Origin of the sequence: Pseudomonas sp. SL4(2022) (assembly GCF_026625725.1) — a bacterium.
In the GTDB taxonomy this organism is placed as follows: Bacteria; Pseudomonadota; Gammaproteobacteria; order Pseudomonadales; family Pseudomonadaceae; genus Aquipseudomonas.
This window is the reverse complement of sequence record NZ_CP113060.1, coordinates 1,491,314-1,516,454: the sequence shown is the minus strand read 5'-3', so window position 1 is coordinate 1,516,454 and position 25,141 is coordinate 1,491,314. Positions and strand designations below refer to the sequence as shown.

At 59.1% G+C, this 25,141-nt stretch carries 29 protein-coding genes; 11 read left to right on the top strand and 18 right to left on the bottom strand.

Annotated elements, in window-relative coordinates:
* The first annotated feature begins 30 nt into the window (after positions 1-30).
* From OU997_RS07345 to OU997_RS07320, 6 genes are all read left to right on the top strand, one after another.
* The gene (locus tag OU997_RS07345; protein WP_108487207.1) at positions 31-1,128 is read left to right on the top strand and encodes an extracellular solute-binding protein; all 1,098 of its coding nucleotides are present in this window, start codon (positions 31-33) and stop codon (positions 1,126-1,128) included.
* 62 nt (positions 1,129-1,190) lie between these two features.
* On the top strand, positions 1,191-2,279 hold the full coding sequence (locus OU997_RS07340) for a polyamine ABC transporter substrate-binding protein (RefSeq protein WP_108487206.1): 1,089 nt from the start codon (positions 1,191-1,193) through the stop codon (positions 2,277-2,279).
* 54 nt (positions 2,280-2,333) lie between these two features.
* On the top strand, positions 2,334-3,488 hold the full coding sequence (gene potA, locus OU997_RS07335; protein WP_108487205.1) for a polyamine ABC transporter ATP-binding protein: 1,155 nt from the start codon (positions 2,334-2,336) through the stop codon (positions 3,486-3,488).
* Between the two features lie 26 nt (positions 3,489-3,514).
* Positions 3,515-4,396 (top strand): ABC transporter permease subunit, encoded by an 882-nt coding sequence (locus tag OU997_RS07330; RefSeq protein ID WP_177480043.1) that lies wholly within the window; start codon positions 3,515-3,517, stop codon positions 4,394-4,396.
* Entirely contained in the window at positions 4,393-5,286 is an 894-nt protein-coding gene (locus OU997_RS07325; protein WP_108487203.1) for an ABC transporter permease subunit, read from the top strand. The genes OU997_RS07330 and OU997_RS07325 overlap by 4 nt, the downstream gene beginning before the upstream one ends.
* A 119-nt stretch (positions 5,287-5,405) precedes the next feature.
* A complete protein-coding gene (locus OU997_RS07320; RefSeq protein ID WP_420713271.1) occupies positions 5,406-5,759 on the top strand; it encodes a diguanylate cyclase domain-containing protein in 354 nt (117 codons plus the stop codon).
* 12 nt (positions 5,760-5,771) lie between these two features.
* Here OU997_RS07320 and OU997_RS07315 read toward each other — a convergent pair whose 3' ends face one another.
* The 12 genes from OU997_RS07315 to OU997_RS07260 form a co-directional block, all read right to left on the bottom strand.
* Positions 5,772-6,023 carry a TIGR03643 family protein gene (locus OU997_RS07315; protein ID WP_108487202.1) on the bottom strand — a complete coding sequence of 84 codons (252 nt, stop codon included), beginning with the start codon at positions 6,021-6,023 and terminating at the stop codon, positions 5,772-5,774.
* 35 nt (positions 6,024-6,058) lie between these two features.
* Positions 6,059-8,257: an OsmC domain/YcaO domain-containing protein gene (locus OU997_RS07310; RefSeq protein WP_267809524.1), complete on the bottom strand. Its 2,199-nt coding sequence runs from the start codon at positions 8,255-8,257 to the stop codon at positions 6,059-6,061.
* Between the two features lie 225 nt (positions 8,258-8,482).
* A complete protein-coding gene (locus OU997_RS07305; protein WP_218276646.1) occupies positions 8,483-8,719 on the bottom strand; it encodes a VOC family protein in 237 nt (78 codons plus the stop codon).
* On the bottom strand, positions 8,685-8,873 hold the full coding sequence (locus OU997_RS20970; protein ID WP_371920682.1) for a VOC family protein: 189 nt from the start codon (positions 8,871-8,873) through the stop codon (positions 8,685-8,687). The genes OU997_RS07305 and OU997_RS20970 overlap by 35 nt, the downstream gene beginning before the upstream one ends.
* 294 nt (positions 8,874-9,167) lie before the next feature.
* Positions 9,168-9,563 carry a GFA family protein gene (locus OU997_RS07295; protein ID WP_108487200.1) on the bottom strand — a complete coding sequence of 132 codons (396 nt, stop codon included), beginning with the start codon at positions 9,561-9,563 and terminating at the stop codon, positions 9,168-9,170.
* Positions 9,564-9,706: 143 nt separating this feature from the next.
* The gene (locus OU997_RS07290) at positions 9,707-10,015 is read right to left on the bottom strand and encodes a hypothetical protein (RefSeq protein ID WP_108487199.1); all 309 of its coding nucleotides are present in this window, start codon (positions 10,013-10,015) and stop codon (positions 9,707-9,709) included.
* 66 nt (positions 10,016-10,081) lie between these two features.
* Positions 10,082-10,621 (bottom strand): NADPH-dependent FMN reductase, encoded by a 540-nt coding sequence (locus OU997_RS07285; protein ID WP_108487198.1) that lies wholly within the window; start codon positions 10,619-10,621, stop codon positions 10,082-10,084.
* A gap of 97 nt (positions 10,622-10,718) precedes the next feature.
* Positions 10,719-11,267: a cysteine hydrolase family protein gene (locus tag OU997_RS07280; RefSeq protein WP_267809523.1), complete on the bottom strand. Its 549-nt coding sequence runs from the start codon at positions 11,265-11,267 to the stop codon at positions 10,719-10,721.
* Positions 11,268-11,333: 66 nt separating this feature from the next.
* Positions 11,334-11,825: a DUF7000 family protein gene (locus tag OU997_RS07275; protein ID WP_267809522.1), complete on the bottom strand. Its 492-nt coding sequence runs from the start codon at positions 11,823-11,825 to the stop codon at positions 11,334-11,336.
* Between the two features lie 105 nt (positions 11,826-11,930).
* Entirely contained in the window at positions 11,931-12,599 is a 669-nt protein-coding gene (locus OU997_RS07270; RefSeq protein ID WP_267809521.1) for a hypothetical protein, read from the bottom strand.
* Between the two features lie 113 nt (positions 12,600-12,712).
* On the bottom strand, positions 12,713-13,126 hold the full coding sequence (locus OU997_RS07265; RefSeq protein ID WP_267809520.1) for a hypothetical protein: 414 nt from the start codon (positions 13,124-13,126) through the stop codon (positions 12,713-12,715).
* Between the two features lie 24 nt (positions 13,127-13,150).
* Positions 13,151-13,771, bottom strand: coding sequence for a TetR/AcrR family transcriptional regulator (locus OU997_RS07260; RefSeq protein ID WP_108486795.1), 621 nt, complete (start codon positions 13,769-13,771; stop codon positions 13,151-13,153).
* Between the two features lie 80 nt (positions 13,772-13,851).
* Between OU997_RS07260 and OU997_RS07255 the strand changes: the two genes are divergently transcribed.
* The gene (locus OU997_RS07255) at positions 13,852-14,706 is read left to right on the top strand and encodes an oxygenase MpaB family protein (protein WP_267809519.1); all 855 of its coding nucleotides are present in this window, start codon (positions 13,852-13,854) and stop codon (positions 14,704-14,706) included.
* A gap of 52 nt (positions 14,707-14,758) precedes the next feature.
* On the opposite strand, the gene OU997_RS07250 is transcribed toward OU997_RS07255, so the two are convergent.
* Together OU997_RS07250 and OU997_RS07245 are read right to left on the bottom strand one after the other, a co-directional pair.
* Complete coding sequence (locus tag OU997_RS07250) at positions 14,759-16,252, bottom strand: M20 family peptidase (RefSeq protein WP_267809518.1); 1,494 nt, start codon at positions 16,250-16,252, stop codon at positions 14,759-14,761.
* A gap of 16 nt (positions 16,253-16,268) precedes the next feature.
* Positions 16,269-18,644 (bottom strand): penicillin acylase family protein, encoded by a 2,376-nt coding sequence (locus tag OU997_RS07245; RefSeq protein ID WP_267809517.1) that lies wholly within the window; start codon positions 18,642-18,644, stop codon positions 16,269-16,271.
* Between the two features lie 114 nt (positions 18,645-18,758).
* Here OU997_RS07245 and OU997_RS07240 point away from each other — a divergent pair, with 114 nt between their 5' ends.
* Positions 18,759-19,811, top strand: a complete 1,053-nt coding sequence (locus OU997_RS07240; RefSeq protein ID WP_267809516.1) for an AraC family transcriptional regulator — start codon at positions 18,759-18,761, stop codon at positions 19,809-19,811.
* A 34-nt stretch (positions 19,812-19,845) separates the two neighbouring features.
* On the opposite strand, the gene OU997_RS07235 is transcribed toward OU997_RS07240, so the two are convergent.
* Entirely contained in the window at positions 19,846-20,454 is a 609-nt protein-coding gene (locus OU997_RS07235; RefSeq protein WP_256583080.1) for a DUF6436 domain-containing protein, read from the bottom strand.
* An 83-nt stretch (positions 20,455-20,537) separates the two neighbouring features.
* On the opposite strand from OU997_RS07235, the gene OU997_RS07230 reads away from it, so the two are divergent.
* On the top strand, positions 20,538-21,470 hold the full coding sequence (locus OU997_RS07230) for an alpha/beta hydrolase (protein WP_267809515.1): 933 nt from the start codon (positions 20,538-20,540) through the stop codon (positions 21,468-21,470).
* 132 nt (positions 21,471-21,602) lie between these two features.
* Here the strand turns inward: OU997_RS07230 and OU997_RS07225 are convergent, their stop codons facing one another.
* Positions 21,603-22,370, bottom strand: coding sequence for a DUF2059 domain-containing protein (locus OU997_RS07225; protein WP_267809514.1), 768 nt, complete (start codon positions 22,368-22,370; stop codon positions 21,603-21,605).
* 84 nt (positions 22,371-22,454) lie between these two features.
* Between OU997_RS07225 and OU997_RS07220 the strand changes: the two genes are divergently transcribed.
* Positions 22,455-23,078 (top strand): 2OG-Fe(II) oxygenase, encoded by a 624-nt coding sequence (locus tag OU997_RS07220; RefSeq protein WP_108486787.1) that lies wholly within the window; start codon positions 22,455-22,457, stop codon positions 23,076-23,078.
* A gap of 8 nt (positions 23,079-23,086) precedes the next feature.
* Here the strand turns inward: OU997_RS07220 and OU997_RS07215 are convergent, their stop codons facing one another.
* Positions 23,087-23,644 (bottom strand): DUF6160 family protein, encoded by a 558-nt coding sequence (locus OU997_RS07215; RefSeq protein WP_108486786.1) that lies wholly within the window; start codon positions 23,642-23,644, stop codon positions 23,087-23,089.
* 222 nt (positions 23,645-23,866) lie between these two features.
* On the opposite strand from OU997_RS07215, the gene OU997_RS07210 reads away from it, so the two are divergent.
* Positions 23,867-24,361 carry a DUF523 domain-containing protein gene (locus tag OU997_RS07210; RefSeq protein ID WP_108486785.1) on the top strand — a complete coding sequence of 165 codons (495 nt, stop codon included), beginning with the start codon at positions 23,867-23,869 and terminating at the stop codon, positions 24,359-24,361.
* On the opposite strand, the gene OU997_RS07205 is transcribed toward OU997_RS07210, so the two are convergent.
* Positions 24,358-25,140, bottom strand: coding sequence for a DUF4344 domain-containing metallopeptidase (locus OU997_RS07205; protein WP_108486784.1), 783 nt, complete (start codon positions 25,138-25,140; stop codon positions 24,358-24,360). The genes OU997_RS07210 and OU997_RS07205 overlap by 4 nt on opposite strands.
* Between the last annotated feature and the right edge of the window lies 1 nt (position 25,141).

The following is a 25,141-nucleotide window of genomic DNA, read 5'->3' as shown; positions in this document are numbered from 1 at the left end:
GAAACGACTACAACAACAGGAGCTGTACGCATGAAAAAATTCGGCAAAACCCTTCTCGCGTTGTCCCTTGCTGGGGCTGTGGTGAGTGCCGCACACGCGGATGACAAGGTCCTGCACGTTTACAACTGGTCCGACTACATCGCAGAAGACACCCTGGATAACTTCCAGAAGGAAACCGGCATCAAGGTCGTCTACGACGTCTTTGACAGCAACGAAACCCTGGAAGCCAAATTGCTGGCCGGCAGCTCCGGTTACGACATCGTGGTACCGTCCAACCCGTTCCTGGCCAAGCAGATCAAGGCAGGGGTATTCCAGAAGCTGGACAAGTCCAAGCTGCCAAACTGGGAAAACCTCGACAAGAACCTGCTCAAGGCGCTGGACCCGAGCGACCCGGGCAACCAGTATTCGATTCCCTACATGTGGGGCACCATCGGCATCGGCTACAACGTCGACAAGGTCAAGGCTGCACTGGGTGAAAACGCCCCGGTCAACTCCTGGGATCTGGTGTTCAAGCCGGAAAACATCGCCAAGCTGAAAGACTGCGGTGTGTCGTTCCTCGACTCGCCGACCGAAATCCTTCCCGCCGCCCTCAACTACCTGGGCTTCAAGTCGGACAGCACCAATGCTGGCGAGCTGAAGAAAGCCGAAGAACTGTTCCTCTCGATCCGTTCCTCGACCTCCTACTTCCACAGCTCCAAGTACATCGGTGATCTGGCCAACGGCAACATCTGCGTGGCCATCGGCTACTCGGGCGACCTGTATCAGTCCAAGTCCCGTGCTGAAGAAGCGAAGAATGGCGTGAACATTTCCTACAGCATTCCTAAAGAAGGCGCTGGCAGCTTCTTCGACATGATGGCCATCCCAGCTGATGCGAAGAACGTCGAGGCTGCTCACGTGTTCCTCAACTACCTGATGAAGCCAGAGGTCATGGCCAACATCACCAACTTTGTGCAGTTCCCGAACGGTAATGCCGCCGCCACGCCACTGGTTGACGAAGTGCTGCGTACTGATCCGGGCATCTATCCGGACGCCGCGACCATGGCCAAGATCTACACCTTCCCGGATCTGCCGGCTAACGCGCAGCGCGCGATGAACCGCAGCTGGACCAAGATCAAGTCGGGTCGTTAATAGCCGTACCGGGTGGGGCAGGTTCGCCTGCCTCATCCACCCACAACAATAAGGAAGCTCCTATGCGTCGTACTCCTTTTCTGGCGGGGCTGTTAGCCGCCGTCAGCTTCAGCGCCGTGCAAGCCGCCGACCCTGTGGTCAAGGTCTACAACTGGTCTGACTATGTCGCTGAAACCACCCTGGCCGATTTCCAAAAAGCCACGGGCATCAAAGCCCTGTACGACGTGTTTGACTCCAATGAAACCCTGGAAGGCAAACTGCTGGCGGGCCGTTCCGGCTACGACATCGTAGTGCCGTCCAATCATTTCCTTGGCAAGCAGATCAAGGCGGGCGCATTCCAGACGCTCGACCGCAGTCAGCTGCCTAACTGGGAAAATCTTGACCCGGTTCTGCTGAAGCAACTGGAAGTCAACGACCCCGGCAATCAATACGCAGTGCCTTATCTGTGGGGCACCAATGGCATCGGCTACAACGTGGCCAAGATTAAAGAAGTGCTCGGTGTCGACAAGATTGACTCCTGGGCCACCGTTCTCGAGCCGCAGAACATGCAGAAGCTCGCCAGCTGTGGCGTGAGCTTCCTCGACTCGGCCGATGAAATGCTTCCGGCCGTGCTCAACTATCTGGGCCTTGACCCGAACAGCACCAGCGCTGCGGATTACGCCAAAGCCGAAGCCCAACTGCTGGCTGTGCGTCCCTATGTGACCTACTTCCACAGCTCCAAGTACATCGGTGATTTGGCCAACGGCGATATCTGCGTGGCCGTCGGTTTCTCCGGCGACATCCTGCAGGCCGCCGACCGCGCCGAAGAGGCCGGCAAGGGCATCCAGATCGCCTACAGCATCCCCAAGGAAGGCGCCAACCTGTGGTTTGACATGCTCGCCATTCCGGTAGATGCCAGCAATCCGAAAGAGGCGCATGCCTTTATCAACTACCTGCTTGATCCTGTCGCCATTGCCGGGGTCAGCAACTATGTCGGTTACGCCAACCCGAATATCAAAGCAGGTGAGTTGATGGACCAGGATGTGCGCAACGACGAGTCGGTGTACCCGCCACAAGCGGTGCTGGACAAGTTATTTATCTCGGCAGAGTTGCCGGTCAAGGTGCAACGGTTGATGACCCGCAGCTGGACCAAGGTCAAGTCGGGTCAATAAATTCAAAACGCCCGGCCAGCGGGGTCGGGCGCTACTTTTGCGGGAGTTTTGGTAATGGCAGTTGCTTCCAGTGCCTACAAAAAGGTTCTCGAGGGTGATCAGCAACCGAAAGAGGTGCTGGTCAAGATCGAGCGCGTAACCAAGAAGTTTGACGAGACTGTGGCCGTCGAAGACGTCTCTTTGACGATCAACAAAGGTGAGATCTTTGCCCTGCTGGGCGGTTCCGGCTCGGGTAAATCGACCCTGTTGCGCATGCTCGCCGGTTTTGAACGACCAACCGAGGGCCGTATTTTCCTCGATGGTCAGGACATCACCGACCTGCCGCCCTACGAGCGACCGATCAACATGATGTTCCAGTCCTACGCCTTGTTCCCACACATGAGCGTGGCCGAGAACATCGCCTTCGGTCTCAAGCAGGACAAGATGCCCAAGGCGGAAATCGACGCTCGCGTCGAGGAAATGCTCAAGCTGGTGCATATGACCCAGTACGCCAAGCGCAAGCCGCACCAGCTGTCCGGTGGTCAGCGCCAGCGTGTGGCTCTGGCGCGCTCGTTGGCCAAGCGTCCCAAACTGCTGCTGCTCGATGAGCCCATGGGTGCTCTGGACAAGAAGCTGCGTTCGCAGATGCAGCTTGAGCTTGTCGAAATCATCGAGCGGGTCGGCGTAACCTGCGTCATGGTGACCCACGACCAGGAAGAAGCCATGACCATGGCTCAGCGCATTGCCATCATGCACCTGGGCTGGATCGCGCAGATCGGCAGCCCGGTGGACATTTATGAAACCCCGACCAGCCGTCTGGTCTGTGAGTTCATTGGCAACGTCAACCTATTCGATGGGCAGATCACCAGCGACGAGGCCGACCACGCCATCATCAACTGCCCGCAGTTGGACAAGCCGATCTACATCGGTCACGGCGTCAGTACCCGTGCCGAAGACAAGAAGGTCAGCTACGCCCTGCGCCCGGAAAAACTACTGATGGCCACTGTGTTGCCGAGTGACCATGAACACCCCGAATACAACTGGAGCAACGGCCACGTCCACGATATCGCCTACCTCGGCGGTCACTCGGTGTACCACGTCAAACTCACCTCCGGGCAGGTGGTGCAGTGCTTCATCGCCAACGCCGAACGGCGTGGCAAGCGGCCGACCTGGGATGATCCGGTGGTGGTGTATTGGGAAGACGACAGCGGCGTGGTACTGCAATCATGAACATTGTCCGGAGTATCAGCCGCCGTATGCCCAAGGGCCGGCACCTGGTAATCGGGGTGCCGTTCCTGTGGTTGTTCCTGTTCTTCATGTTGCCGTTCTTCATTGTCCTGAAGATCAGCTTTGCCGAAGCCGATGTGGCCATCCCGCCGTACACCGATGTGTACAGCTGGGCAGAAAACAAGCTCACGGTGATCATCAATCTGGGTAACTACATCTTCCTGAGTGAGGATGCGTTGTACCTGGCCGCCTACCTGGGCTCGCTGAAGATGGCCGCGGTCAGCACCTTTCTCTGCCTGATCATCGGCTTTCCCATGGCCTATGCCATTGCTCGGGCCGACAAGGACAAGCAGATGGTGCTGCTGCTGCTGATCATGATGCCGACCTGGACGGCGATCCTGATCCGCGTGTATGCCTGGATGGGCATTCTCAGCAACAACGGCCTGCTCAATGGCTTCCTGATGTGGCTGGGGGTGATCAGCGAGCCGTTGCAGATCCTCAACACCAACCTGGCGGTGTACATCGGTATTGTTTACTCGTACCTGCCGTTCATGGTGCTGCCGCTGTTCGCCAACCTGGTCAAACATGACCAGAGCCTGCTGGAAGCCGCCGCAGATCTGGGGTCGAGCACCTTCAACAGCTTCTGGAAAATCACCGTGCCGTTGGCCAAGAACGGCATCATCGCCGGCTGCATGCTGGTGTTTATCCCGGTGGTCGGTGAGTTCGTGATCCCTGAACTGCTCGGCGGTCCGGAGACCCTGATGATCGGCAAGGTGCTGTGGCAGGAGTTCTTCAACAACCGCGACTGGCCGGTGGCATCCGCCCTGGCGGTGGTGATGCTGGCGATCCTGATTGTGCCCATCATCCTGTTCAACCGTAACCAAGCCAAAGAGATGGAGGGCCGGGCATGAAGCGTTTCAGTTTCTCCAACTTTATGCTGTGGGCCGGTCTGGCGTTTATCTACCTGCCGATGCTGATCCTGGTCATCTACTCGTTCAACGCCTCGCGGCTGGTGACGGTGTGGGGGGGCTGGTCGGTGAAGTGGTATGTCGGCCTGCTCGACAACACCCAGCTGATGAACTCGGTGATGCGCTCGCTGGAAATCGCCTGTTACACCGCCATTGCTGCGGTCGCGCTGGGCACCATGGCAGCCTTCGTGCTGACCCGCGTGACCCGCTTCAAGGGGCGCACGCTGTTCGGTGGTCTGGTCACCGCGCCACTGGTCATGCCTGAAGTGATCACCGGTCTGTCGCTGCTGCTGCTGTTCGTGGCCATGGCACAACTGATCGGCTGGCCTGCCGAGCGTGGCATCCTGACCATCTGGATCGCCCACACCACCTTCTGTTCTGCCTATGTGGCGGTCGTGGTGTCGTCGCGTCTGCGTGAGCTGGACCTGTCTATCGAAGAAGCGGCCATGGACCTGGGCGCCAAGCCGTGGAAGGTGTTCTTCCTGATCACCATCCCGATGATCGCGCCTTCGCTGGCGGCCGGCGGCATGATGTCCTTTGCCTTGTCGTTGGACGATCTGGTGCTCGCCAGCTTCGTGTCCGGGCCAGGTTCGACCACCCTGCCGATGGAGGTCTTCTCTGCCGTGCGTCTGGGTGTGAAGCCGGAAATCAACGCCGTGGCCAGTCTGATTCTGTTGGCCGTGTCCTTCGCCACCTTCCTGGTGTGGTTCTTTGCCCACCGTGCCGAAGAGAAGCGCAAGAAGGCCCTGCAGCAGGCCATGGATGAAACCACCGGTGCCGCGCTGATGAACGGCCCGGACAGCCGCCGTGACCCGTCCCAAGTGCATGCCTGATCGCACCTCGGAGTAACCCACAAGGGCCGCATTAGCGGCCCTTGTGCATTCTGCGGCAACATTGGCCAGTCAGCCTGGCCAATGTTGCGCCGTCCGCTGATCGTGGTTAAACCTCAGCTATCAGCCGTCCGGATTGCCTGCGGAGTGTTGGCCGGGCCTTGAGCGCGGCCGCTGTACGCCCGCGTCACCTGATGGCCCGCTTCGGCGGCGAAGAGTTTGTTCTGCTGCTGCCGGCAACCGATGCCCAGGCTGCGGCTCAGGTCGCCGAGCGGTGCCGTCAGCTGATCCGTGAGCAGAACATCCAGCACGCCCATTCCCACGTCGGCCCTTTGCTGACCCTGAGCCTGGGCGTTGGCACCCTGACGCCAGGTCCATTCGATCAGCCACAGAGCTTTCTCGAACAGGTTGATCGTCTGCTCTACAAGGCCAAGCACAGTGGTCGCAACCAGGCGGTGCTGGCTTCTGCAGTCTGATCAGGCTGTGCTTTAACGTTGTTTGTATTGCGTCGGGCAATAGCCGCGACTCACGCGCGTATCGCGCAGTTTCAGGTGTTTGGTCTGTCGGCCACTGACCCGCGCTCGCCAGAGTTTGAAACTGCCGGACTTGAGGGCGCGGCGCATCAAGGCGATTACCTGCGCTTCAGACAGGCCAAATTGCAGCGCAATGGCTTCGAAGGGCGTGCGGTCCTCCCAGGCCATTTCAATTATCCGCGACATCTCATCTGCTGACGGCTGCATCCTGTACCTCCATCTGTTGATGCGCTTGTGCGGGCTTAGCGTCCCGCTGCCCGTGCTCTGGCTGCATGCAGTTTTTTGTAGCTTTCCACCAGGCGCAGATGACGGTCGAGACCTTCCAGCTTCATGCTGGTCGGGGTCAGGCCATGGAAGCGTACGCTGCCGTTGACCGAACCGATGGCCGCCGCCATCCGCTCGTTGCCGAACATGCGGCGGAAGTTGGTCGCGTAATCGTCCAGCGCCAGGTCGTCGTCCAGTTGCACTTCCAGCACGACGTTCAGGGCCTGATAGAACAGGCCGCGTTCGACTGTATTGTCGTTGTACTGCAGGAAGGCTTCGGTCAGTTCCTTGGCCTCTTCGAATTTCTGCAAGGCGAGGTAAATCAGCAGCTTCAGCTCAAGGATGGTCAACTGGCCCCACACCGTGTTGTCGTCAAATTCGATGCCGATCAGTGTGGATATCTCGGTGTAATCGTCGGCCTCACAGTGTTCCAGGCTCTTGAGCAGGGACTTGAGGCGCATGTCGCTCAGGCTGTGCAGGTTGAGGATGTCCGAGCGGAACAGCAGGGCCTTGTTGGTGTTATCCCAGATCAGGTCCTCAACGGGGTAGATTTCCGAGTAGCCCGGCACCAGGATGCGGCAGGCATTGGCGCCGAGGTCATCGTACACCGCCATGTACACCTCCTTGCCCATGCCTTCGAGGATGCCGAACAGGGTCGCGGCTTCCTGGGCATTGGAGTCAGCCCCTGCGCCGGAGAAGTCCCATTCGACGAATTCGTAGTCGGCCTTGGTGCTGAAGAAACGCCACGACACCACGCCGCTGGAGTCGATGAAGTGCTCGACGAAGTTGTTCGGCTCGCTCAGCGCCTGGCTCTCAAAGGTTGGCGGCGGCAGGTCGTTGAGGCCCTCGAAGCTGCGGCCCTGGAGCAGCTCGGTGAGGCTGCGCTCCAGCGCCACCTCAAGGCTTGGGTGCGCGCCGAAGGAGGCGAACACGCCGCCGGTGCGCGGGTTCATCAGGGTCACGCACATCACCGGGAATTCGCCGCCCAGGGAAGCGTCCTTGACCAGCACCGGGAAGCCTTGCGCCTCCAGCCCCTGGATGCCGGCAACGATGGCGGGGTACTTGGCCAGGACCGCCTGCGGTACATCCGGCAGTGCCAGTTCGTTCTCCAGAATCTCGCGCTTGACCGCCCGCTCGAAGATTTCCGACAGGCACTGCACCTGCGCTTCTACCAGGGTATTGCCGGCGCTCATGCCGTTGCTCAGAAACAGGTTTTCGATCAGGTTGGACGGGATGTACACCGTCTCGCCATCCGACTGGCGCACGAAGGGCAGCGAGCAGATGCCACGCGCCTTGTTGCCGGAGTTGGTGTCGTACAGGTGTGAGCCGCGCAGTTCACCGTCCGGGTTGTAGATGGCCAGGCAGTATTCGTCGAGGATCTCATCCGGCAGCGCATCCTTCGGCCCCGGCTTGAACCAGCGCTCGTTGGGGTAATGGACGAAATCGGCGTTGGCGATCTCCTCGCCCCAGAACTGGTCGTTGTAGAAGAAGTTGCAGTTCAGCCGCTCGATGAACTCGCCCAGCGCCGAGGCCAGCGCGCTCTCCTTGGTTGCGCCCTTGCCGTTGGTGAAGCACAGCGGCGACTGCGCGTCGCGGATATGCAGCGACCAGACGTTGGGCACGATGTTGCGCCAGGAGGCGATCTCAATCTTCATGCCCAGGCCGGCAAGGATGGCCGACATATTGGCGATGGTTTCTTCCAGCGGCAGGTCCTTGCCAAGAATGCGCGTGCCTTCGCCGGCCGTCAGCGCCGGCATTAACAGCGCCTGGGCATCGGCGTCGAGGTTGTCCACTTCCTCAATCACGAACTCCGGTCCGGCCTGCACCACCTTCTTTACCGTGCAACGGTCGATGGAACGCAGAATGCCCAGGCGATCCTTGTCGGAGATGTCCGCTGGCAGTTCGACCTGAATCTTGAAAATCTGCTGGTAGCGGTTTTCCGGGTCAACGATGTTGTTTTGCGACAGGCGGATATTATCCGTGGGGATGTTGCGCGTCTGGCAGTACAACTTGACGAAGTAGGCCGCGCACAGCGCCGAGGATGCGAGGAAGTAGTCGAACGGCCCCGGCGCCGAGCCATCGCCCTTGTAGCGGATGGGCTGGTCGGCGATTACCGTGAAATCATCGAACTTGGCTTCGAGACGCAGGTTGTCGAGAAAGTTGACCTTGATTTCCATGGGGCATACCGAATACGGGCTGAACAAATGGCCGCCATTATCCGGGTTTTCGGCGCGAAGTCTTGCGCGCTGAGGCGGGCTTCAGATGAGCGCGTTGCACGCTCTGCAGCTGTGCATGCCGTTCGGCTCGCTTATCGAGGGGCTTGGTCCAGCTTGCAGCGAGCGTGGTATGCGCCAGGCTTGGCAGTAGTCATTGGCCTGGATGGATCGGCTGATCACGGGTATTCACACACCCGGCCAGAAGAACTCAATACGAATGCCGCTGGGGTCGAAGCACATAAGATGTTGCGCCGGGCCTTGTTTCACCCAGTCAGGCGAAAACTCAACACGAGTGCCAGAACGGATCAGGTGCCTGTGCAGCGCCTCAAGTTGCGCCTCACTTTCAACGAGCAATGCCAAATGATGTAAACCCACATTGGCGTGCCAATCAAATGCAACCGGGGCGATGGCTTTGGTCGACACAGAGAGTCAGCGTCACGGTACCGTCGCTGACAAAAATTGCTGGGTAATCCGGGTTTCTTTTAACTTCATGCCAACCCAGTTGCTGAATGAAGAACTGGGCGCTCTCCTCAAGGTTGCAAACGCTCAAACCAAGATGGTGAATGCCTTTGCTCATGGCTGCCATATTGATTCCCTGGTCATGTTCTTGAATATTCACGATGGGTTAAAAATATATATCCAGCGTTACGTGAGGGCAGACGGCTATTAAGTTGAATGTTCATAGGTCAAATCCGCTTGCTGGGGGCGTCCATGTTAGTAAATAGGGTATCGGTACACGACTGCTCGGGCAGTTGAACGTGGGGCTTTGGTCCGTGTCAGTGAGCGACGTGGGCGGTTTTTAATGCAGTTAGGCCGCGCCACGGTTTGCGCCGATAGCAGAATTCACCGTTCTCAGTTTTGCTGCATGGCACTACGGGTGAGGATGCTCTAAGAATTGTTTCGCCTCATCACAGATGCCATACCAGCTCGGCTTTTCTTTTACGAACTCATGAAACATATTCGTGATCTTAAGCTCGTCATCGAAGCAGTTGGCCGCAACCGGAAAAGACTCTTCAAGGGATGTGATTTCACCAAGCGCTGTGCCGCAATGGGAGCAAAAGCAACGGTTGTATTGGTAGGGTGCTTCTGGCTTGTATGTGGATATGGCGTCTGCGCCTGAGAGTAATTCAAAAGAATCGCGCTTGACGAATACAAATGTGGTGGCGCCGACCTTGCGGCAGCGCGTGCAGTAACAAGTGCCCATCATTGTTGGGGGGCTAGATAGCGTGAACCTGATGGTTCCGCAGCAGCAACTTCCTTTCAGCATGGTTATCACCTGATGTATTAAAAAATGAAATGATGCGGAGATAGAGCATTCTTTGCATATGGCCTAACGTTTGGTTAAGGGGCCGGCTGGAGCGTGTCCCAGCGAGCGAAGTGAATGCTTTGCACCACTGGTTAGGCCGTTTGCTACTCATAGGCCTCGTCAGTCGTACCCAACGCATATTCATGGAATTGAGGGCCGTTAGGTTCAACAATAAGTGCTGGCTGTTCAGCATCGTCTGTGAAAGCGACAAATGGCCTGAAACTATCGCCTTGATAATCGATCTCGCCTTGATCGAAAAGCATTGATAAGTCGAAGCTGAATTCACCACAGATTGATTTGGCGATGTCGTTAGGTATGTTGTGCTTTTTAAGCCTGTCCCGTAGTAAGACGATCCACTGCCTTTGGAAGTCCGCACAAAGAGCTTCTAGTTGTTCGTAAGCTGCGTCGTCCATGGTTTCCTCCTGGTAAGCTTACCGTCAACATCCAGCGGCGACGCAGAGCGCCGCCGCTGGATGTTGTTAGCCGTTTGGCAAATTCTTCAACCCCCTAACAGCCTCAATCAATCGGTCGTTCAACGCTTCGTTAATAAGCATGCCGCGCTCGACATCAAAGTTCTCGTTAAAGCTTGGAATAGAAAGACTGGCTTGGACACGGCCGGCAAAATGAGGAGCAGAGGTCGTTGCTAAGGCCAGAACGCTGGCGCCTCCGCGTGCGCCTGGTGACGTGGAAAGCAAAACAAGAGGCTTGTCTTGAAATACTTTTGTATTAATTCTCGAGCACCAATCAAACAGGTTCTTGTAGGCAGCACTGTAGGCGCCGTTGTGTTCAGCAAAAGAAATTATGATCACATCAGAAGCTGCAATTTTTGACACAAATGCCTTTGCCAAATCAGGATTGCCGAGCTCTTTTTCCTTATCAATACTGAACAATGGCAGTTCATAGTCGTTCAAGTCTAAGATATCGACATCAGCACCTTCAAGGAGGCTTGCGGCATATGTTACCAACTGCTTGTTTATAGATTGTTTACTGTTACTGGCTGCAAATGCTAACAATTTCATCTGACAATTTCCTATAGGGTGAAGATGACTAACGTTAAGTTAAGGGGGCGTTTTTAACCGACCCCGAGTGAGCGAAGCGAACGGTTTGAACCAGTTGTTAGAGGGCCTTTCGTAACTCGGTGGTTGTGACGACTGTTGCGTACTCACCATGAAGATTCGCTAATGCCATAGCATGTACCTCTTCAGCGCTACGTAGAACTCTGTTGTAGTCGGGCTTTGCGAATGCAAACGTTGCATCCGCTGCCACATAAGTTTTAAAACCAAGATTACCTGCTGTACGCGCTGTTGCTTCGACAGAGTTGTTGGTACTCACACCTACGATTGCAATGGTTTCGATGCCTCTGATCCGAAGCCAGCGCTCAAGCCCGGAGTTAATGAATGCGTCCGGGACGTTCTTTTCAACTACATGCTCGGTGTTTAATGGCTGTAGTTCTTCTTGGAACTCAACACCAGGCTGCCCAGGCCAGAACGGAGAGCCAGGTGTTCTTGAGATGTGACGCACATGAACAATCGGTGCCTTCGCTTCTCTCCATGCTTTCAGCGTAATTGCGATTGCTTGCTCTGCATGCGGGTTGTTGCGAGCGCCTGCTGACGGTTCGAGCATTCCACGCTGCATATCAATGATGATGAGGGCTGGTATGTGCATGAGTGAATGAACTCTAACGTGGAAGTGAGGGGCGGCCGTCCCTCTCGACTGCAGTGTTATGTGGCATTATTCGTATGCCTCCAGCGTGTTGAATATCGCCTGCGACAGGGATTCAAATTGAGTGTGAATGGACTCCGATAGCTTTGTTGAACTATCAAAGTCTGGGGCCAAAAGTAGTGGGGCTTCGAAAATTGAATACTCTGGCATTACCTCCTTATTGACCCACTTCACTTCTCTTAGTTTTCTCCAATAGAGAATCTGTACATCCTTTGTTTGCCCAAGGAGCCACAGTTCAAAATTTGCATTTTTGTGGTTGAAGACAATCGCAAGCTTTAGCTTTTTCTTCTTGAGATAGCTGTTTTGCAAGTAAAAGTACGTGAAATCTATGTAACCATGCAACACATTGGCAATCAAGAATTCGCTTTTGTATTTCTTAGAGAATTCAGTTCTTAGATTTTGGACAATGCCAACTAGGTCTTGGTAGGTCTTTTGGAGTTCCCCACTGGAGAATGCGGCCTTATAAGCTGGTATACGTGAGTTTAGACTTTTGCTCGGCATCAATCATTCCCCAAAAAATCAGCTGGCACATAACGTTTGGTTAAGGGGCCGGCTTTAGCCGGTCCCAGTGAGCCGAGCGAGCGATTTGAACCATTTGTTATGCGGCTACCTACTCATTCTGGCTAAAAATTCAGTTACACCATGAAGCATTAGATTAACCTGCTCCTTTGAATATTCATCGTATTTCCCATGGGCAGCATTGTTTCTTATGTCTAACCATGCAGTTACCGACTTTTGATCAAGCTTTGTATACACCTCTGCTTTTGCTAAATCTGAATTTAATCTATCAGCTTTTTTAGGTATAAATTTGTCGTCTTTTTCGATTTCTGTGTCGATATTGTTTGTTGTGCAGAGGTGTCGCAGATTCTCTTCTAGAACGCTGCCAATCATAACTGCTGCTGGATCTTTGTAGTTTTGATCTATTAAATGCTCTGCCATTTCAAGAAAGTCAGAGAATATTTCTGCTGCAATTAATTGCTTGACAGTAAAAATCCAACCGCCTTCGATTTCGGATTGAATAGAGTGAAGGATTGCATGAGATTTTTTAGCGTTATTTTCAGTGCTGCGATCTGAGGCAGAGTCGAACTCTGAATAGTATGAATGCTCTTTTCCATAAGTCATTGCAATGAAAGACAATGTTGATGCTCTAAGTCCCGCCATTGCTCCGGAATCTACGTAATCAGGTCCATACTGACTGTATTTCTTTGTTGCTAATACACGTTCTGATTGTTCAATTAATTGGGCAACTCTTTTGGGAAGATCTTTTGGCTGCATAGTATTCTCATTGCTGCATAACTATAATTAGACGGCATATCCGTATCTGCACACTGTTGCCACTGCTGGCAATAAGTATCCAAATCTAGCCATCTCGTATCCATATCTGACCATCAGCTATTGATGATCCGTTCTTGTAGTCCAAGCTCTACTGCTGCTTTGTAACTTAGCAACCATGCCTTTTCTTCAGGCTGCCACTTACCGCCCGCCTGCTTTACCGCCAGTTGCATGACCTTCTCATGAAAATTTACGCGCACGAATACCAGCGCCGTTGGCTGTTTAGGCGTTTGGGTGCGGGTTTTTGGTGGTTTGTGTTTGCGTTCGACGATCAGTTCGACAGTGGTGTAGCTGATCTGATTTTCGGCGTCGTGGTGGTAGCGCACGGCGGTCATGTTGTCGCCGTCGCGTTCGACAAAGCGTTTGCTGCCGTTTTTGCCTGGCTTGAGGCTTTTTACAACGTCCATATCGTGCCCCGCTGGGTGGCAGTGTCCTGCTGGCAGTCTGCCTTTATCTGTCTGAAGGCTCAAGCAATGGGGCGGGCTAGAGCACGGCTACGTGTTGGTCTGTTGGGGGTTCGCTGCTGCAGCCAAGTAGGCAGTCAGCATGTTGGTCAGTTCATTGATCAGTTGTTGGTCGCTCAGTGGAGGGGCGTCCAGTGCCAGGTGACGCACCAGGGTCATCAGGGTGGCGTTGATCATCACAAACAGCATCGGCATGGGGTTGTCGATGGGGAACTGGCGGATGTGGCGAAGCAGATAACGTCGGCAGATTTCTGACAGGTGCCGCTCCAGCCGGTCAACCACATGCAGGGCCTGCAATTGCTGCCAATGGCGCACCAGTACGCGATAGTGGCCATTGCCGCTGAGAATAAATGCGAGCACGTCGCTCAGCAGCATCCTCACAGCCGTCCTGACGTCAGCCTCCAGCAGTTGTGCCATGCGCGCGTCGACCAGGCGGGTGATATCGAGCGCCATCTTTTCGAGCAGTCCTTCCAGCAGTTCCTGCTTGTTTGCAAAGTACTGGTACAGCGAGCCCACGCTTACGCCGGCCTCTGCTGCGACCCGGTTGGTGGTCAGGTTGGCCAGGCCCTGCCGCTCGATCACCCGGCCGCTGGCCTCCAGCAGGATGTCGACCATCTGTTGTGAGCGTTGCTGGCAGGGTTTCTTGCGCATGGCGGCTCCATTGCGAATTTAATGCGAGCTAATACTCGCATTAGCATGGGTGCCAGACAATTGCACAGGAGCGCCCGAGCATGCAGACGACTTGTCCCGTTTCAGATACGCAAACGTTACGGCCTCTGGGGCCGGACTCGCTGACCTGGCGCTATTTCGGTGATCTGCGTGGTCTGCTGCTGATCAGTCGCGTCGGCCTGTTGCAGAACCTGCATCCTGGTCTGGCTGCCGGTGTGCAGGAACATTCCGACTTGTTTGTTAATCCCTGGAACCGGCTATTGCGATCGATTTCACCGATTCTTGCGGTGGTCTACGGCGGTGAGCAGGCGCCTGCAACCGGTGTGCAGATCCGCGATTGGCACCGGCAGATCAAGGGCATGGACGCTCAGGGGCGGCGCTACCATGCCTTGAGCCCGGAGCTGTTCTATTGGGCGCATGCCACCTTCTTTGAAGGGCAGATTGCCGCTCAGGCGCTGTTCGGCACGCCGCTCGACGAGGCGAAGCTGGAGCGCTTGTATCAGGAGTCCATCCAGTGGTATGCCCTGTACGGTCTGCCAATGACGACGGTTCCGGCCGACTACAAGGCATTCCAACTTTATTGGCAGGACATGCTCGACGCACGATTGGAAATGACGGGCGTGGCGCGCTGGTACCTTGATGGCAACAAGTCTCTGCCAGCCCCCTATGCCTGGATGCGTGGCCCGCTCTGGTGGTTGCTGCGACCGCTGTTCGATCAGGGAGCACGCTGGTTGGCGGTGGGCAGCTTGCCCGCGTCACTGCGTCAGCGGCTGAAGCTGCCTTGGAGCGCAAAGGATCAGCGGCGCCTGGACGGCCTGTCTCGGCTGGTCAGAGCGCTGTGGAAAGTGCTGCCCCGGCGTTGCCGATATTTTCCCCAGGCCTACACCGCTCTACGGCGCGCCGGTAAAGCGGTTTGAGGCATGGCGCTGGCTGCGTACGAGCGGCACTGCCCCTCGCGCTGTTTGTCGCCTACTTGGCCGGGTTGTTCAGGTTCTGCAGCAGTCGGTAGTAAAACCCACTGGCATTGGCCAGCGTATCGATCGCCACGCGCTCGTTGGTGCCGTGCATGCGTGGCAGGTCGTCACGCTCCATCAGCAGCGGGCTGAAGCGGAAGATGTTGTCGGTCAGCGGCTCGTAGTAGCGCGAGTCGGTGCCGCCGACCGTGAGGTTGGGGCTGACCAGGGTGTTGCTGAAGCTCTGGCGGATCACCTCGGCGAACTGCTGATAGGGCTCGCCCCGCACATCGGAGACCGCCGAAGGTTCAAGCCCGCCGGGCATGACTTTGATTTGAATCTGTTCATCGGCCACGGCGTTGCGCACGTGTTCGGTGACGCGTTCGATGCTGTCACGCGGGTGGATGCGCAGGTTGAGGGTGGCGCGGGCGCTGGGCGGCAGGACGTTTTCTTTGATGCCGGCACGTAGCAGAGTCGGCGACAGCGAGGTTTGCAGTTGCGCGGCACCGGCTGGCGAGGCGGCCAGTTGTTGTTCCACCAGCGGGCCGAACAGCCAGAGGTTGGCGAAGATCAGCCGGTAACCGAAGGCTTGCGCCGGGGTGAAGCTGGCCAGCAGGTCGCCAGTGGGGCCGTCGAAACCGCGCTGGAAGGGCGCATCGCCGACCCGTTGCAGGGCTTGGCTGAGGCGGCCGATAGCCGTTTCATCAAAGGCGGGCGGCTGCGAGGAGTGGCCACCCTGGGCGCTGGCGGTGAGGGTCAGGCTGAGGTAGCCCTTTTCCGCGATGCCTACCACGGCGACATCCTGGCTGACGCCGGGGATCTGCCCGCGCACCACAAAGCCACCTTCATCGCTGACCCACGCCAGGCGTTTGCCCTGTTCCTGCAACTGCGCGGCGATGCGCCGGTTGCCTTGGTGGCCGCCGATTTCTTCATCGTGACCAAAGGCCAACAGCACATCGCGTTGTGGCTGGAAGCCCTGAGCGATGAGGGTTTCCACCGCTTCAAGAATGGCCACCATCGAGCCTTTGCTGTCGATGGCACCGCGGCCCCAGACAAACCCCTCGGCAATCGCGCCGGAGAACGGTGGGTGGGCCCACAGTGCTTCGGTGCCGGGCGCGACGGGCACCACGTCCTGATGCGCCATCAGCAGGGCGGCGGGCAGTTGGCTGTCCTTGCCCGGCCAGCGCAGCAGGATGCTTGGGCTGCCGGTGGCGAGTGATTCCGTGCTGGCTGTAACGCGTGGATAACGCTGTGCCAGCCACTCCCGCATGCCGGCAAAGGCGGCGTTGCTGGCTGCCAGTTGGCTGGCCGGCGCGCCGACCTGATGCGACAGGGTTGGCAGGCGAATCGCCGCAGCCAAACTTTCCGCTGCACGCTGACTATCCAGCCCCTCAGGCAGGCTGACTGGCGCGCTGTTGTAAGCCGCGGCCGGCAGCAGCAGGGTGCGGCCGACCACCACGGCCACCAGGCCGAGCAGAATGATCAGTAAAAGCAGTAACAGGCGTTTCATTGCCGATCTCCTTGGCTTATGGACGCAGAATCAGCTGGCTGCGGCTGTTGGTTTTGATCGCGTCGGCATCCAGGTGCATCGGCACGTACTCGCCACGTATGTAAGCGTCGGCTTGGTCCTTGTAATGCTGATCGAACAAGACGCCACTCTGGCCCACCGGGTTGATGCCCAGGGCGCTGCCGGCGTCGGCCAGATCGATCAGGCGACGGGTCGAGGGGCCGTACACCACCGACCAGGGCGCCGGGCCGACCGGTTGCGAGAGGTTGTTCGGCGTTTCATGGCCACCCGGTGCGGCAAAGGCGCCGACGTTGAACAGGTTATCCAGCGGCTTTTGCTGGCCCAGCGGGTGGGTGTGAGTGAGGGTGTGTACGCTGCCCCAGGCCCATTTTGCGCTGTCGTCACCGAGGGTGCTGCGCAGGTGGGCGAGGCTGGCCTGCCAGGCGGCTTTGACGGTATCGGCACGGCTTTCTACCGCCTCACTGCCGCGTTTGTCCCACCAGGGCGAGTGGGCATCGGCGGCCAGGCGCGGCAGGGCGCTGTCGAGCACGCGGGTTTGCAGCAGGTTGGTGAAGAAGGCCTCGCTCAGCTCGTCGGCCATGGCTTCACGCGTCAGTTGGTACACCAGTTGGTTGAATAGGGTGGCGGCGGTGTTCTCGACCTGATGCTGGCCATCCCAGCTCAGCAGCTGCTCGACCAGCGCCTGCTCTTCGCTGCCGCTGGCGGCAGCCCGCAGATCAGCCGCCAGCAGAGTGAGCAGGCGTTGCGGGTAGCCGGTGCCGGGCTCCAGTTGCAGCGCCTGGCTGTTCTGTACGTCCCACTTCACGCTGCTGTCGCGCAGGCGTTCGTCGAGGCGCTGGCCGCGATCGGCCAGGTTGTAATAGCCGGGAATCGCCATGCCGGTCGGCGACACGGGCTGGTAGTTGGCGGAGAGGATATAGCCGCGCTCGGGGTTTTCTTCCTGCGGGTTGGCGCTGAACGGGTAGTAGCCGTCTTTTTCCGCCTCGCCGTTGCTGCCGTCGAGGATAAAGCTCGGGTTGACCCCGGCCGGGCGACGCGGCAGTTTCGCCGCCGCCCACCAGCCGATATCGCCCGTGGCATTGGCCCACACCACGTTCAGCCCCGGCGCTTCGATGTGCTCGGCGGCGACGCGAGCTTGTTCTAGCGTGGCGGCGCGGTTGAGTTGGTAAAAGCCATCGAGGATCGGGTTCTCGGTCTCGAGAAACGCCCACCACATGGCAATCGGTGTGCTGCCGACGGTTTCACCCAAAGCACTGTTGATGATCGGGCCGTGCGGCGAGCGGCGGATGGTCAGGCGCACCGGCTCGGCATCCTTGACGCTGATCAGCTCTTCACGGCTTTGCAGCTCGACCCATTGGCCGCGATACCAGACCTGGTTGGGGTTGTCCGGGTTGGTTTTCTCGGCGATCAGGTCCAAATCGTCGTTCTGGAACATGGTGATGCTCCAGGCAAAGTCACGGTTGTGGCCCAGTGAGGCCACTGGGTTAAGCGCCTGGTGATGGCCGTACAGGCTGAAACCGGGGTAACTCAGGTTGGCCTCGTACCACACCGACGGCACGGCAAAGCGGATATGCGGGTCGCCGGCCAGCAGCGGTTTGCCGCTGGCGGTGCGGCTGCCGGACACCGCCCAGGCATTGCTGCCCTCGAACTGCGGCAGGCCGGCATCCAGCAGCGCGGCGTGGCTCAGTTCGGCGATGGCGTTGAGGTCTTGCCAGTCGCCGGCAGCGAGATTTTGCCCGACCACGCCCTGCGGGTGCCAGTCGAGGTCGAAGGCTTTCAGGTAGTCGGCGCCCAGCTGATCACGGATGTGCGTCAGCACCGGCTCGGTGCGAAAGGCCGCGGCAAAGCTGTAAGCCATGTAGCCGGCGACGCTGAGGGTGTCGGCGGGGGTGAAGGGACGCTTGTCGATGCCCAGCACATCGAACTCGATCGGCGCCGGGTGGTTGGCCTGATACTGGTTGATGCCATCCAGATAAGCCTGCAGCGCCTGACTGGCCGGGGTGTTCATGTCCAGTTTGGCGGCGTAGCGATCGGCGTGTTCGCGGATGCCCAGGGTGCGGAACAGGCGGTCGGTGTCGACCAGCTTGCTGCCGAGAATTTCCGCCAATTCGCCACGGGCCAGGCGGCGGAGAATTTCCATCTGGAATAAGCGGTCCTGGGCGTGCACATAACCGAGGGCGCGGTACATATCGGCTTCGCTCTGTGCCTGGATATGCGGCACGCCGCGTTCGTCGTAATCCACCGTGACTGCGGCCTGCAGGTGGCTCAGTTGCCGCTCGCCGTCACGTTGCGGCTGCTTGCTGTCGATGTACCAGTAAGCGCCGGCGGCAGAGGCTGCGACGATCAGAGCCAGGGCAGTCAGGGTGCGTTTCATGGGGTTTTCCTTGTTATAGGTTTTATCAGCGCCCCATTGTGCGCACTGCTGGCTGCTCAGGCATTGACCCAATACAGCAAGAATGAAAGTCTTTGGTCAATCCAAGAGGCTTGTATGCAACACGACCCGCACAACAGCATCGCCAGCGCGCTGACCCATTCCTCGACCCTGCGCCGCCTGCTCTACGAGGCTCTGGCGGCATTGGGGCTGGACCCAACCGACACTTATCGCCAGGCCTATCAGGGCGTGGTGCTGACGCCGCCGCTGCTCACTGCCCGCGCAGACCACGACAATGCGCCGCGCTTCTGGCAGGCGTTGGCGGGCATCAGCGGTGATGCTGACATCGGCCTGCATCTGGGTGAAACCATGCAGCCACGGCCGATGGATGTGGTGGGTTACCTGCTGCTGGCCAGTTGCGACCTGGGCCAGGCGCTGGAGAGCTTTGTGCGTTTCCAGCACATCCTTTCTGGCGGTTTTGCCGCGCGCCTGGAGCTGGAGGGCGAGCAGGCGCGCTTGATCTTCGACCTCAATTACCGTGGCGTGGGTTCGTTGCGTCAGCAGATGGAGTGCCTGGCGCTGCTGCTGCAGAAGATGCTGGCCAGCGTCACCGGCGGCGGCTTTGCGCTCGACGGTGTGGAGTTTCGCCACCCGGCCCCGCGCCGGCTGAGTGAGCACCGCCGGCTGTTCGGCCTGCTGCCGCGCTTTGCCCAGGCGCATGATGCGCTGATCTTTCCGCGCGCCTGGCTTAGCCGGCCATCACGCAGCGCCAACCCACGGCTGTTCGCGGTGCTCTGGGCGCAGGCGGAAGTGGAGTTGGCCGAGTTGGAGGAAAACCAGCTGCTCAACCGCGTGCGTTACTGGCTGGAGGTCAACCTGGGCGTGCAACTATGCGATTTGCGCCGCTGCGCCACCGCGCTGGGTTACAGCGTTGGCGGACTGCAGCGGGCGTTGGCCGAACAGCAGCAGAGCTTTCGCCAGCTGCATGATGAGGTGCGCCGCCTGCGCGCACAGGCCCTACTCGACAGCGGTCTGGCCATCCGTGAAGTGGCTCGTGCCTGCGGCTTTGCCGAGCTGTCGCCGTTTTACCGCGCGTTCAAGCGCTGGCAGGGCGCGACGCCAATGGGCTTTCGCCGGCAGTTGGTTGTAGGGGCAGCAGCGGCAGACTGATCGATCAGCGCGTTTGCCCTATGGTCGCTCGTCTTCAGTTGTTCTGCCACTCACAGAAGCAGCCCACTGCCAGAGTATTGCTGGCGCTGACCGGGCGCTCTTCAATCAGGGCATCGAGAATCGGCTCGATAAAGCTGTTGCTGGAGGTGCAAACAGCCCCTTCGCTGTAGGGACCGAAGTACGCCAGCTGACCCGTGCGGTCCCAGATGGCCACCGCCGGGCTGGCGGGAATCTGCGTGCTGCCTGTCAGTTCAGCCAGCGGCTGCAGGGCGCTCAGGGTGCTGGGCAGTTGGCCGCTGCTGCCGGGCTTTTGCACGGCATAGAAGTTCACGCCCTGGGAGGCGAAGCGTTCAATCAGTTCGGCCAGGTGTTGCTGGTTGCCGACATTGCACGGGCAGGCCGGGTCCCAGAAGTGCACCAGGCGAATGGGACCGGGGCCGGCCAGCTCATCCGGCAGGCGCAGCTGTTCACCATAGAACAGGGCCGTCTGCTCGCTGAAACTGCGTAGGTAGCGCGATTCATACCACCGGTAGGCGGCCAGCATGGCGGCTGCCCAGAGCAGAATCAGCAAGCTGGCGAGGAGGGTCTTGCGTGTGGGTCGAGTCATGAGCAGCCTTCGGCAAACAGGCGCGCAGCTTGCCATGACTGGCGCGACAGCTGAATATCCCAACCTGATCATGTCGGTCTGGATGACCGATAAATCTTCCTATGACGAATGGAAAGCCAATGCCAGAGCCGTTTCAGCCGGACAACCTGTCTGCCAGTCTGCGACCCTTAGCCGCAGCCGTTGTGCTGTCGCCGGCTGAACAGGCCTACCGACAGTTCTACGGTTTCAGCGACGCCTGGGCGACGCGCAGCTGCATGGGTACGCTGCAGGCCGCCGGCTACCAGATCGCCGTACAGGCCTGGTGGCCTGAGCAGCCGCGCGCCACGCTGGTGCTGGTGCATGGTTACTACGACCACGTTGGCCTGTATCGCCATGTGATCGAGTGGGCGCTGGGCATGGGCTTCGCCGTGCTGGCCTTCGACTTGCCGGGGCATGGCCTGTCCAGCGGCGAGCGCGCCAGCATTGGAGATTTTGCCGAGTACCAGGCGGTGCTGCAGGCGGTGCTGGTGGAGGCCGCCGCGCTCGAGCTGCCGCAGCCCTGGCATCTGTGCGGGCAAAGCACCGGTGGGGCGATTCTGATCGACTACCTGCTGACTGGTAGCCCGGGTGCGGCCATCGGCGAAACCATCCTGCTGGCGCCGTTAGTGCGGCCGCGGGCATGGGGTTGGTCGCAGTTCAGTTATCGCATCATGAAGCGCTTTGTCAGCGAGATTCCCCGGCGCTTCAGCGTCAATTCCAGCGATGCCGAGTTCATTGACTTCGTGCATCACCAGGACCCGTTGCAGCCACGCAACCTGCCAACCGCCTGGGTCGGCGCGCTTAGTCAGTGGGTGCCGCATATCGAAGCCGCGCCGCGCAGTCTTCGCAGCCCGTGGATCATTCAGGGTGAAGCCGACATGACGGTGGCCTGGCGGCACAACCTGCGGGTGTTGCAGGACAAGTTCGCCGCTCCGCAGGTTTTGTGTCTGGCCGAGGCGCGGCACCACCTGGCCAACGAAGCGCCGGCCTTGCGCCAGCGCTATTTCGAGTTTCTTAGTCAGAAGCTGGCGTAGGTTGGTGTTGAGCGTAGCGAAGCCCAACAGGGCGTGCGCAGCACTGCGCTCGACGATCCGTTGCAGTCGTTGGGCATCGTCGCGTTGCTCCTCAACGCATCGCCGCTCAACACCAACCTACATGGATTCGGCTCAGATGCCTTGCGAGGCTGGAGCCAGTGCTGTGCTGCTCTGGCCGACCGCCAGGCCGCTGCGGATTGCCGCCAGTGCGGCCTGGTAGTAGGCCTTGCCGGCATCGGACTGGGCGAAACTGACGAACTCTTCCAGCTCCGGATCGCTCAGCTCGCGGTAGACGTGCAGCAGGGTGTTATCCAGATCCGTCCCGATCTGCTCCATCAACCGCTGGCGCTGGCCATTGAGCATGGCCTGGGCGCTGTCGCCACCGAGCAGGCCGGGGAGCATCTGACTGAGGCTGTCGGCGGCTACACCGGCCAGGGCCAGGCTGACTTCGGCACCGGCTTCCCGCGCCGGCAGCGCCTGGGCCAGGTGGCGAATCAGCAGGCGGCGGGTGGCGCTGGCTTCACTGCGCGGCAGACCATTGGCATGGCGGGCCAGTTGGTCGCTGCGGGTGGCCAATAACTCGGCATCGACAATCTTGCGCCCCAGTGGCGACTGGAAGAACTGCAAGGCACTGGCGGGCGCCGCGAGGTGGCTGCGCAAGCCCTGTAGGGCGCGTTGGTCCATGGCGTTGGGGGCGAAGCGCTGGTTGCTGTTGTTGACCAGCGCCTGATGCACCGCTGGCGGCAGGCTGCTGCGGTAGCGCTCCTGAGCGGCCTGCAGGGCGTCGCTGAAATGCATGCGTTGCTGCGGCCAGCCGGCCGCCTGATACAGCCGCAGGTAATCGTCCGCCAGGGCGGGCAGGCTGAGCAGCAGGGTCAGTACAACGGAAAGGGCGCGCATTAGGGACTCCATTCAGGGGCGGCTATTTTCGGCGGCACGCTGACACTTGTCGAGGCTCGGCAGGGCGCTGGTAGAATCGCCGGCATGACGACCGATACCCACACCGCACTTCTGACGCACATCGTTGACGACCTGGCCGAGCACGGCTGGTCGTTGCAAACGCAGTTCATTGCGCCTTCTCTGACCCTGAAACTGGCCGAAGAGTGCCGTAAACGTGCCGCACAAGGTGCATTGGCGCCCGCCGGTGTGGGCCGCGGCGCGCAGCAACAGATTCGCGAAGGAGTGCGCGGTGACCATATCCAGTGGCTGGAGGCCGGGCAGCAGGCAAGCTGCGATGAGTATCTGCAGGTGCTGGATGAGCTACGCCAGGCGCTGAACCAGGGTTTATACCTGGGTTTGGAAGACTTCGAAGGGCACTTTGCGTTGTATCCACCGGGTGCGTTCTACCAGAAACATCTGGACCGGTTCCGTGATGATGACCGTCGCGCGGTATCGGTGGTGTTTTATCTCAACGAGGACTGGCAGGCTGAGCAGGGCGGCGCGCTGCGGTTGTACCTGGCGAATGGCGAAACGCGTGATGTGTTGCCGCAGGCGGGCAGTCTGCTGGTGTTTCTGTCTGCCGACATGCCTCATGAGGTTTTGCCGGCGTGCCGTGACCGTTTGTCCTTAACCGGCTGGTTTCGCCGGCGCGGCAATGGGCCACTCTAGACCGCGGTTTAGTGACCCCAGACCTTGAAGGTCCCGCGTAGATCGGTGATGTCGCGGATCTCAACACTGCCCAGCTGGCTGTCGCCGACGTACATGTCAGCGGCTACACGCATACGAATGCGTTGGGCGGGAATGCCGCTGGCAATCAGCTGCTGGTTGATGGTGGTGAGATCAGGCAAGGTCAGCTGCAGTTGCTGCTGGCCGCTGCCATTGTTGACCACGTCGATTTTCAGGGTGGGCAGGTTGACGCCGAAGATCGGCAGGGTCAGGCCCAGTTGTGCAGCGCCGAAGGCAAAGCTGCCGCCAGAACCGTTCGGACAGCTGGCCGGGGTCAGGCAGCCGTTGTCGATCTTCACGTTGCGTAGCGAGGCGCTGCCACCGTCGTCATTCCAGCTGATCCGGCTGATCGTCGCCAATACATCGGTACGGATGCTGATGCCGGCCTGGCCACTGATTTCGCTCAGGCTTTGGTTATCCATCGGTAGCAATTCGGCCTGGCTTGGCAGCGTATAGGCTGCAAGGCTGGCAACGAGGGATAAGGCGACGGTGCGAAGTGGGCGGTGCATGGCGATGTCCTCAGCTAGAGTGCCAAGAGTCTGTGCCGGGCCTGTCGCGCGCGCCATTGAACCGGTTCGCTTCCCGCCGAAGGATAGGTCGTAGTTGGGCGCGGATAGGGCGGCTGGCGTGATGGGTTTGGCAATCTGCCAGGCAGCCCGACCCTTTGGTCGGGAGGGGCGCGAGGCAGTAACCGGGCCGTGTTACGGCAAGTGACTAAACGAGAGTGAGACATGCAGAAAATTCTGGTGAGCCGTTGCCTGCTGGGCCAGCGCGTACGCTATGACGGCGGTGCCCATGGTCCGTTCAGCCTGCTGGAGCGCTGGCAACAGGAAGGCCGCGTGGTGCCGTTGTGCCCGGAAGTGGCGGGCGGCTTGCCCACGCCGCGTGCCCCAGCGGAAATTGCGGGCGGTCAGGGGGCAAAAGTGCTCGATGGGCACCTGCCGGTGCTGACGGTGGATGGCGAGGATGTCACAGCGGCTTTTGTTGACGGCGCACAACAGGCCCTGGCCCTGGTGGCGCAGCATGGCATTGGTATTGCGCTGCTTAAGGCGCGCAGTCCCTCGTGTGGCAATCGCGAGGCGTATGACGGCAGTTTTAGCGGCACCCAGGTCGCTGGCGAAGGCGTGACGGCGGCGGCCTTGCGCCGCGCCGGGGTGCGGGTGTTCAGTGAAGAAGAACTGGTGGCGGCGCAGGCCTTTCTGGCGGTGCTGGACGGCGCTGATTAAGGCGCTGGATCATCATCGAAGTGCAGTGGCAGAAGCTGTTCGATGGCATTGGCCAGCTGCCAATACTCCTCTTCACAACTGTCCCGGCGCTCCTCCGGAAGCTGATCGCCTGCATCGCTGTAACGCTCGATGTCGGCACCGTATGCCCAGCACATCACGTTGTAATAGCGTTGCCCGTTCAGGCTGTGCGTCGCGGCCAGCCCGTCTTCGCTGACATCGTCGCCCCACGTGGCAAAGCTTAAAATGGTGCCGTTGAGGATGTGCTCGCCGTCTTCGCGGTGTACCCAAATGTAGGTGCTGATCTGATCGGCCACATCTTCTTCGCGCCCCAGCATGGGGATTTCCAACTGATCGATCAGCGCGTGGCCCAGTTCGTGGAAGAACAGGTAGTCGCTCCAGCCGACGGCGAACGCCTGCGCCTCTTCGGCATTGAGTTGGCCATCGGCTTCAAATTGAGCGAAGTTGTTTTGCGTGTCTTGCAGCTCTTCGTAGCAATAAATGATGCTCTGTTCGGCGCTGTCGTAAAACGCGTTGGCCTCATCGCATGTGCGCATTGTCAGCAGCAGTTGCAGGCCCTGATCCGGCAGCAACGCTTCGATCTGCTCACGCCAACCCTCGAGAATGGCATCCTGTTCGGCCTGTGCGGCGATGTCTCGCAGCTCAAGCGGCGCGGCCTCGTAGCGTACGCTCAAACTGTTGGCATTGGATTGGGCCTGAGTGCTGCCGAGGGTTAATAAGCCGGTCAATAGCAGGGTAAAACGGACTGGAAGGGTGAGCATA

Bases quoted from the DNA above. Each gene is read 5' to 3' on its own strand.
- potA (WP_108487205.1), top strand. From the start codon at position 2,334: ATGGCAGTTGCTTCCAGTGCCTACAAAAAGGTTCTCGAGGGTGATCAG.
- OU997_RS07205 (WP_108486784.1), bottom strand. From the start codon at position 25,140: ATGCTCACCCTTCCAGTCCGTTTTACCCTGCTATTGACCGGCTTATTA.
- OU997_RS07225 (WP_267809514.1), bottom strand. From the start codon at position 22,370: ATGCGCGCCCTTTCCGTTGTACTGACCCTGCTGCTCAGCCTGCCCGCC.
- OU997_RS07295 (WP_108487200.1), bottom strand. From the start codon at position 9,563: ATGCTGAAAGGAAGTTGCTGCTGCGGAACCATCAGGTTCACGCTATCT.
- OU997_RS07235 (WP_256583080.1), bottom strand. From the start codon at position 20,454: ATGGCAAGCTGCGCGCCTGTTTGCCGAAGGCTGCTCATGACTCGACCC.
- OU997_RS07340 (WP_108487206.1), top strand. From the start codon at position 1,191: ATGCGTCGTACTCCTTTTCTGGCGGGGCTGTTAGCCGCCGTCAGCTTC.
- OU997_RS07220 (WP_108486787.1), top strand. From the start codon at position 22,455: ATGACGACCGATACCCACACCGCACTTCTGACGCACATCGTTGACGAC.
- OU997_RS07330 (WP_177480043.1), top strand. From the start codon at position 3,515: ATGCCCAAGGGCCGGCACCTGGTAATCGGGGTGCCGTTCCTGTGGTTG.
- OU997_RS07245 (WP_267809517.1), bottom strand. From the start codon at position 18,644: ATGAAACGCACCCTGACTGCCCTGGCTCTGATCGTCGCAGCCTCTGCC.
- OU997_RS20970 (WP_371920682.1), bottom strand. From the start codon at position 8,873: ATGAGCAAAGGCATTCACCATCTTGGTTTGAGCGTTTGCAACCTTGAG.
- OU997_RS07275 (WP_267809522.1), bottom strand. From the start codon at position 11,825: ATGCCGAGCAAAAGTCTAAACTCACGTATACCAGCTTATAAGGCCGCA.
- OU997_RS07310 (WP_267809524.1), bottom strand. From the start codon at position 8,257: ATGGAAATCAAGGTCAACTTTCTCGACAACCTGCGTCTCGAAGCCAAG.
- OU997_RS07270 (WP_267809521.1), bottom strand. From the start codon at position 12,599: ATGCAGCCAAAAGATCTTCCCAAAAGAGTTGCCCAATTAATTGAACAA.
- OU997_RS07215 (WP_108486786.1), bottom strand. From the start codon at position 23,644: ATGCACCGCCCACTTCGCACCGTCGCCTTATCCCTCGTTGCCAGCCTT.
- OU997_RS07315 (WP_108487202.1), bottom strand. From the start codon at position 6,023: ATGCAGCCGTCAGCAGATGAGATGTCGCGGATAATTGAAATGGCCTGG.
- OU997_RS07260 (WP_108486795.1), bottom strand. From the start codon at position 13,771: ATGCGCAAGAAACCCTGCCAGCAACGCTCACAACAGATGGTCGACATC.
- OU997_RS07345 (WP_108487207.1), top strand. From the start codon at position 31: ATGAAAAAATTCGGCAAAACCCTTCTCGCGTTGTCCCTTGCTGGGGCT.
- OU997_RS07250 (WP_267809518.1), bottom strand. From the start codon at position 16,252: ATGAAACGCCTGTTACTGCTTTTACTGATCATTCTGCTCGGCCTGGTG.
- OU997_RS07285 (WP_108487198.1), bottom strand. From the start codon at position 10,621: ATGAAATTGTTAGCATTTGCAGCCAGTAACAGTAAACAATCTATAAAC.
- OU997_RS07325 (WP_108487203.1), top strand. From the start codon at position 4,393: ATGAAGCGTTTCAGTTTCTCCAACTTTATGCTGTGGGCCGGTCTGGCG.
- OU997_RS07210 (WP_108486785.1), top strand. From the start codon at position 23,867: ATGCAGAAAATTCTGGTGAGCCGTTGCCTGCTGGGCCAGCGCGTACGC.
- OU997_RS07240 (WP_267809516.1), top strand. From the start codon at position 18,759: ATGCAACACGACCCGCACAACAGCATCGCCAGCGCGCTGACCCATTCC.
- OU997_RS07255 (WP_267809519.1), top strand. From the start codon at position 13,852: ATGCAGACGACTTGTCCCGTTTCAGATACGCAAACGTTACGGCCTCTG.
- OU997_RS07230 (WP_267809515.1), top strand. From the start codon at position 20,538: ATGCCAGAGCCGTTTCAGCCGGACAACCTGTCTGCCAGTCTGCGACCC.
- OU997_RS07290 (WP_108487199.1), bottom strand. From the start codon at position 10,015: ATGGACGACGCAGCTTACGAACAACTAGAAGCTCTTTGTGCGGACTTC.
- OU997_RS07280 (WP_267809523.1), bottom strand. From the start codon at position 11,267: ATGCACATACCAGCCCTCATCATCATTGATATGCAGCGTGGAATGCTC.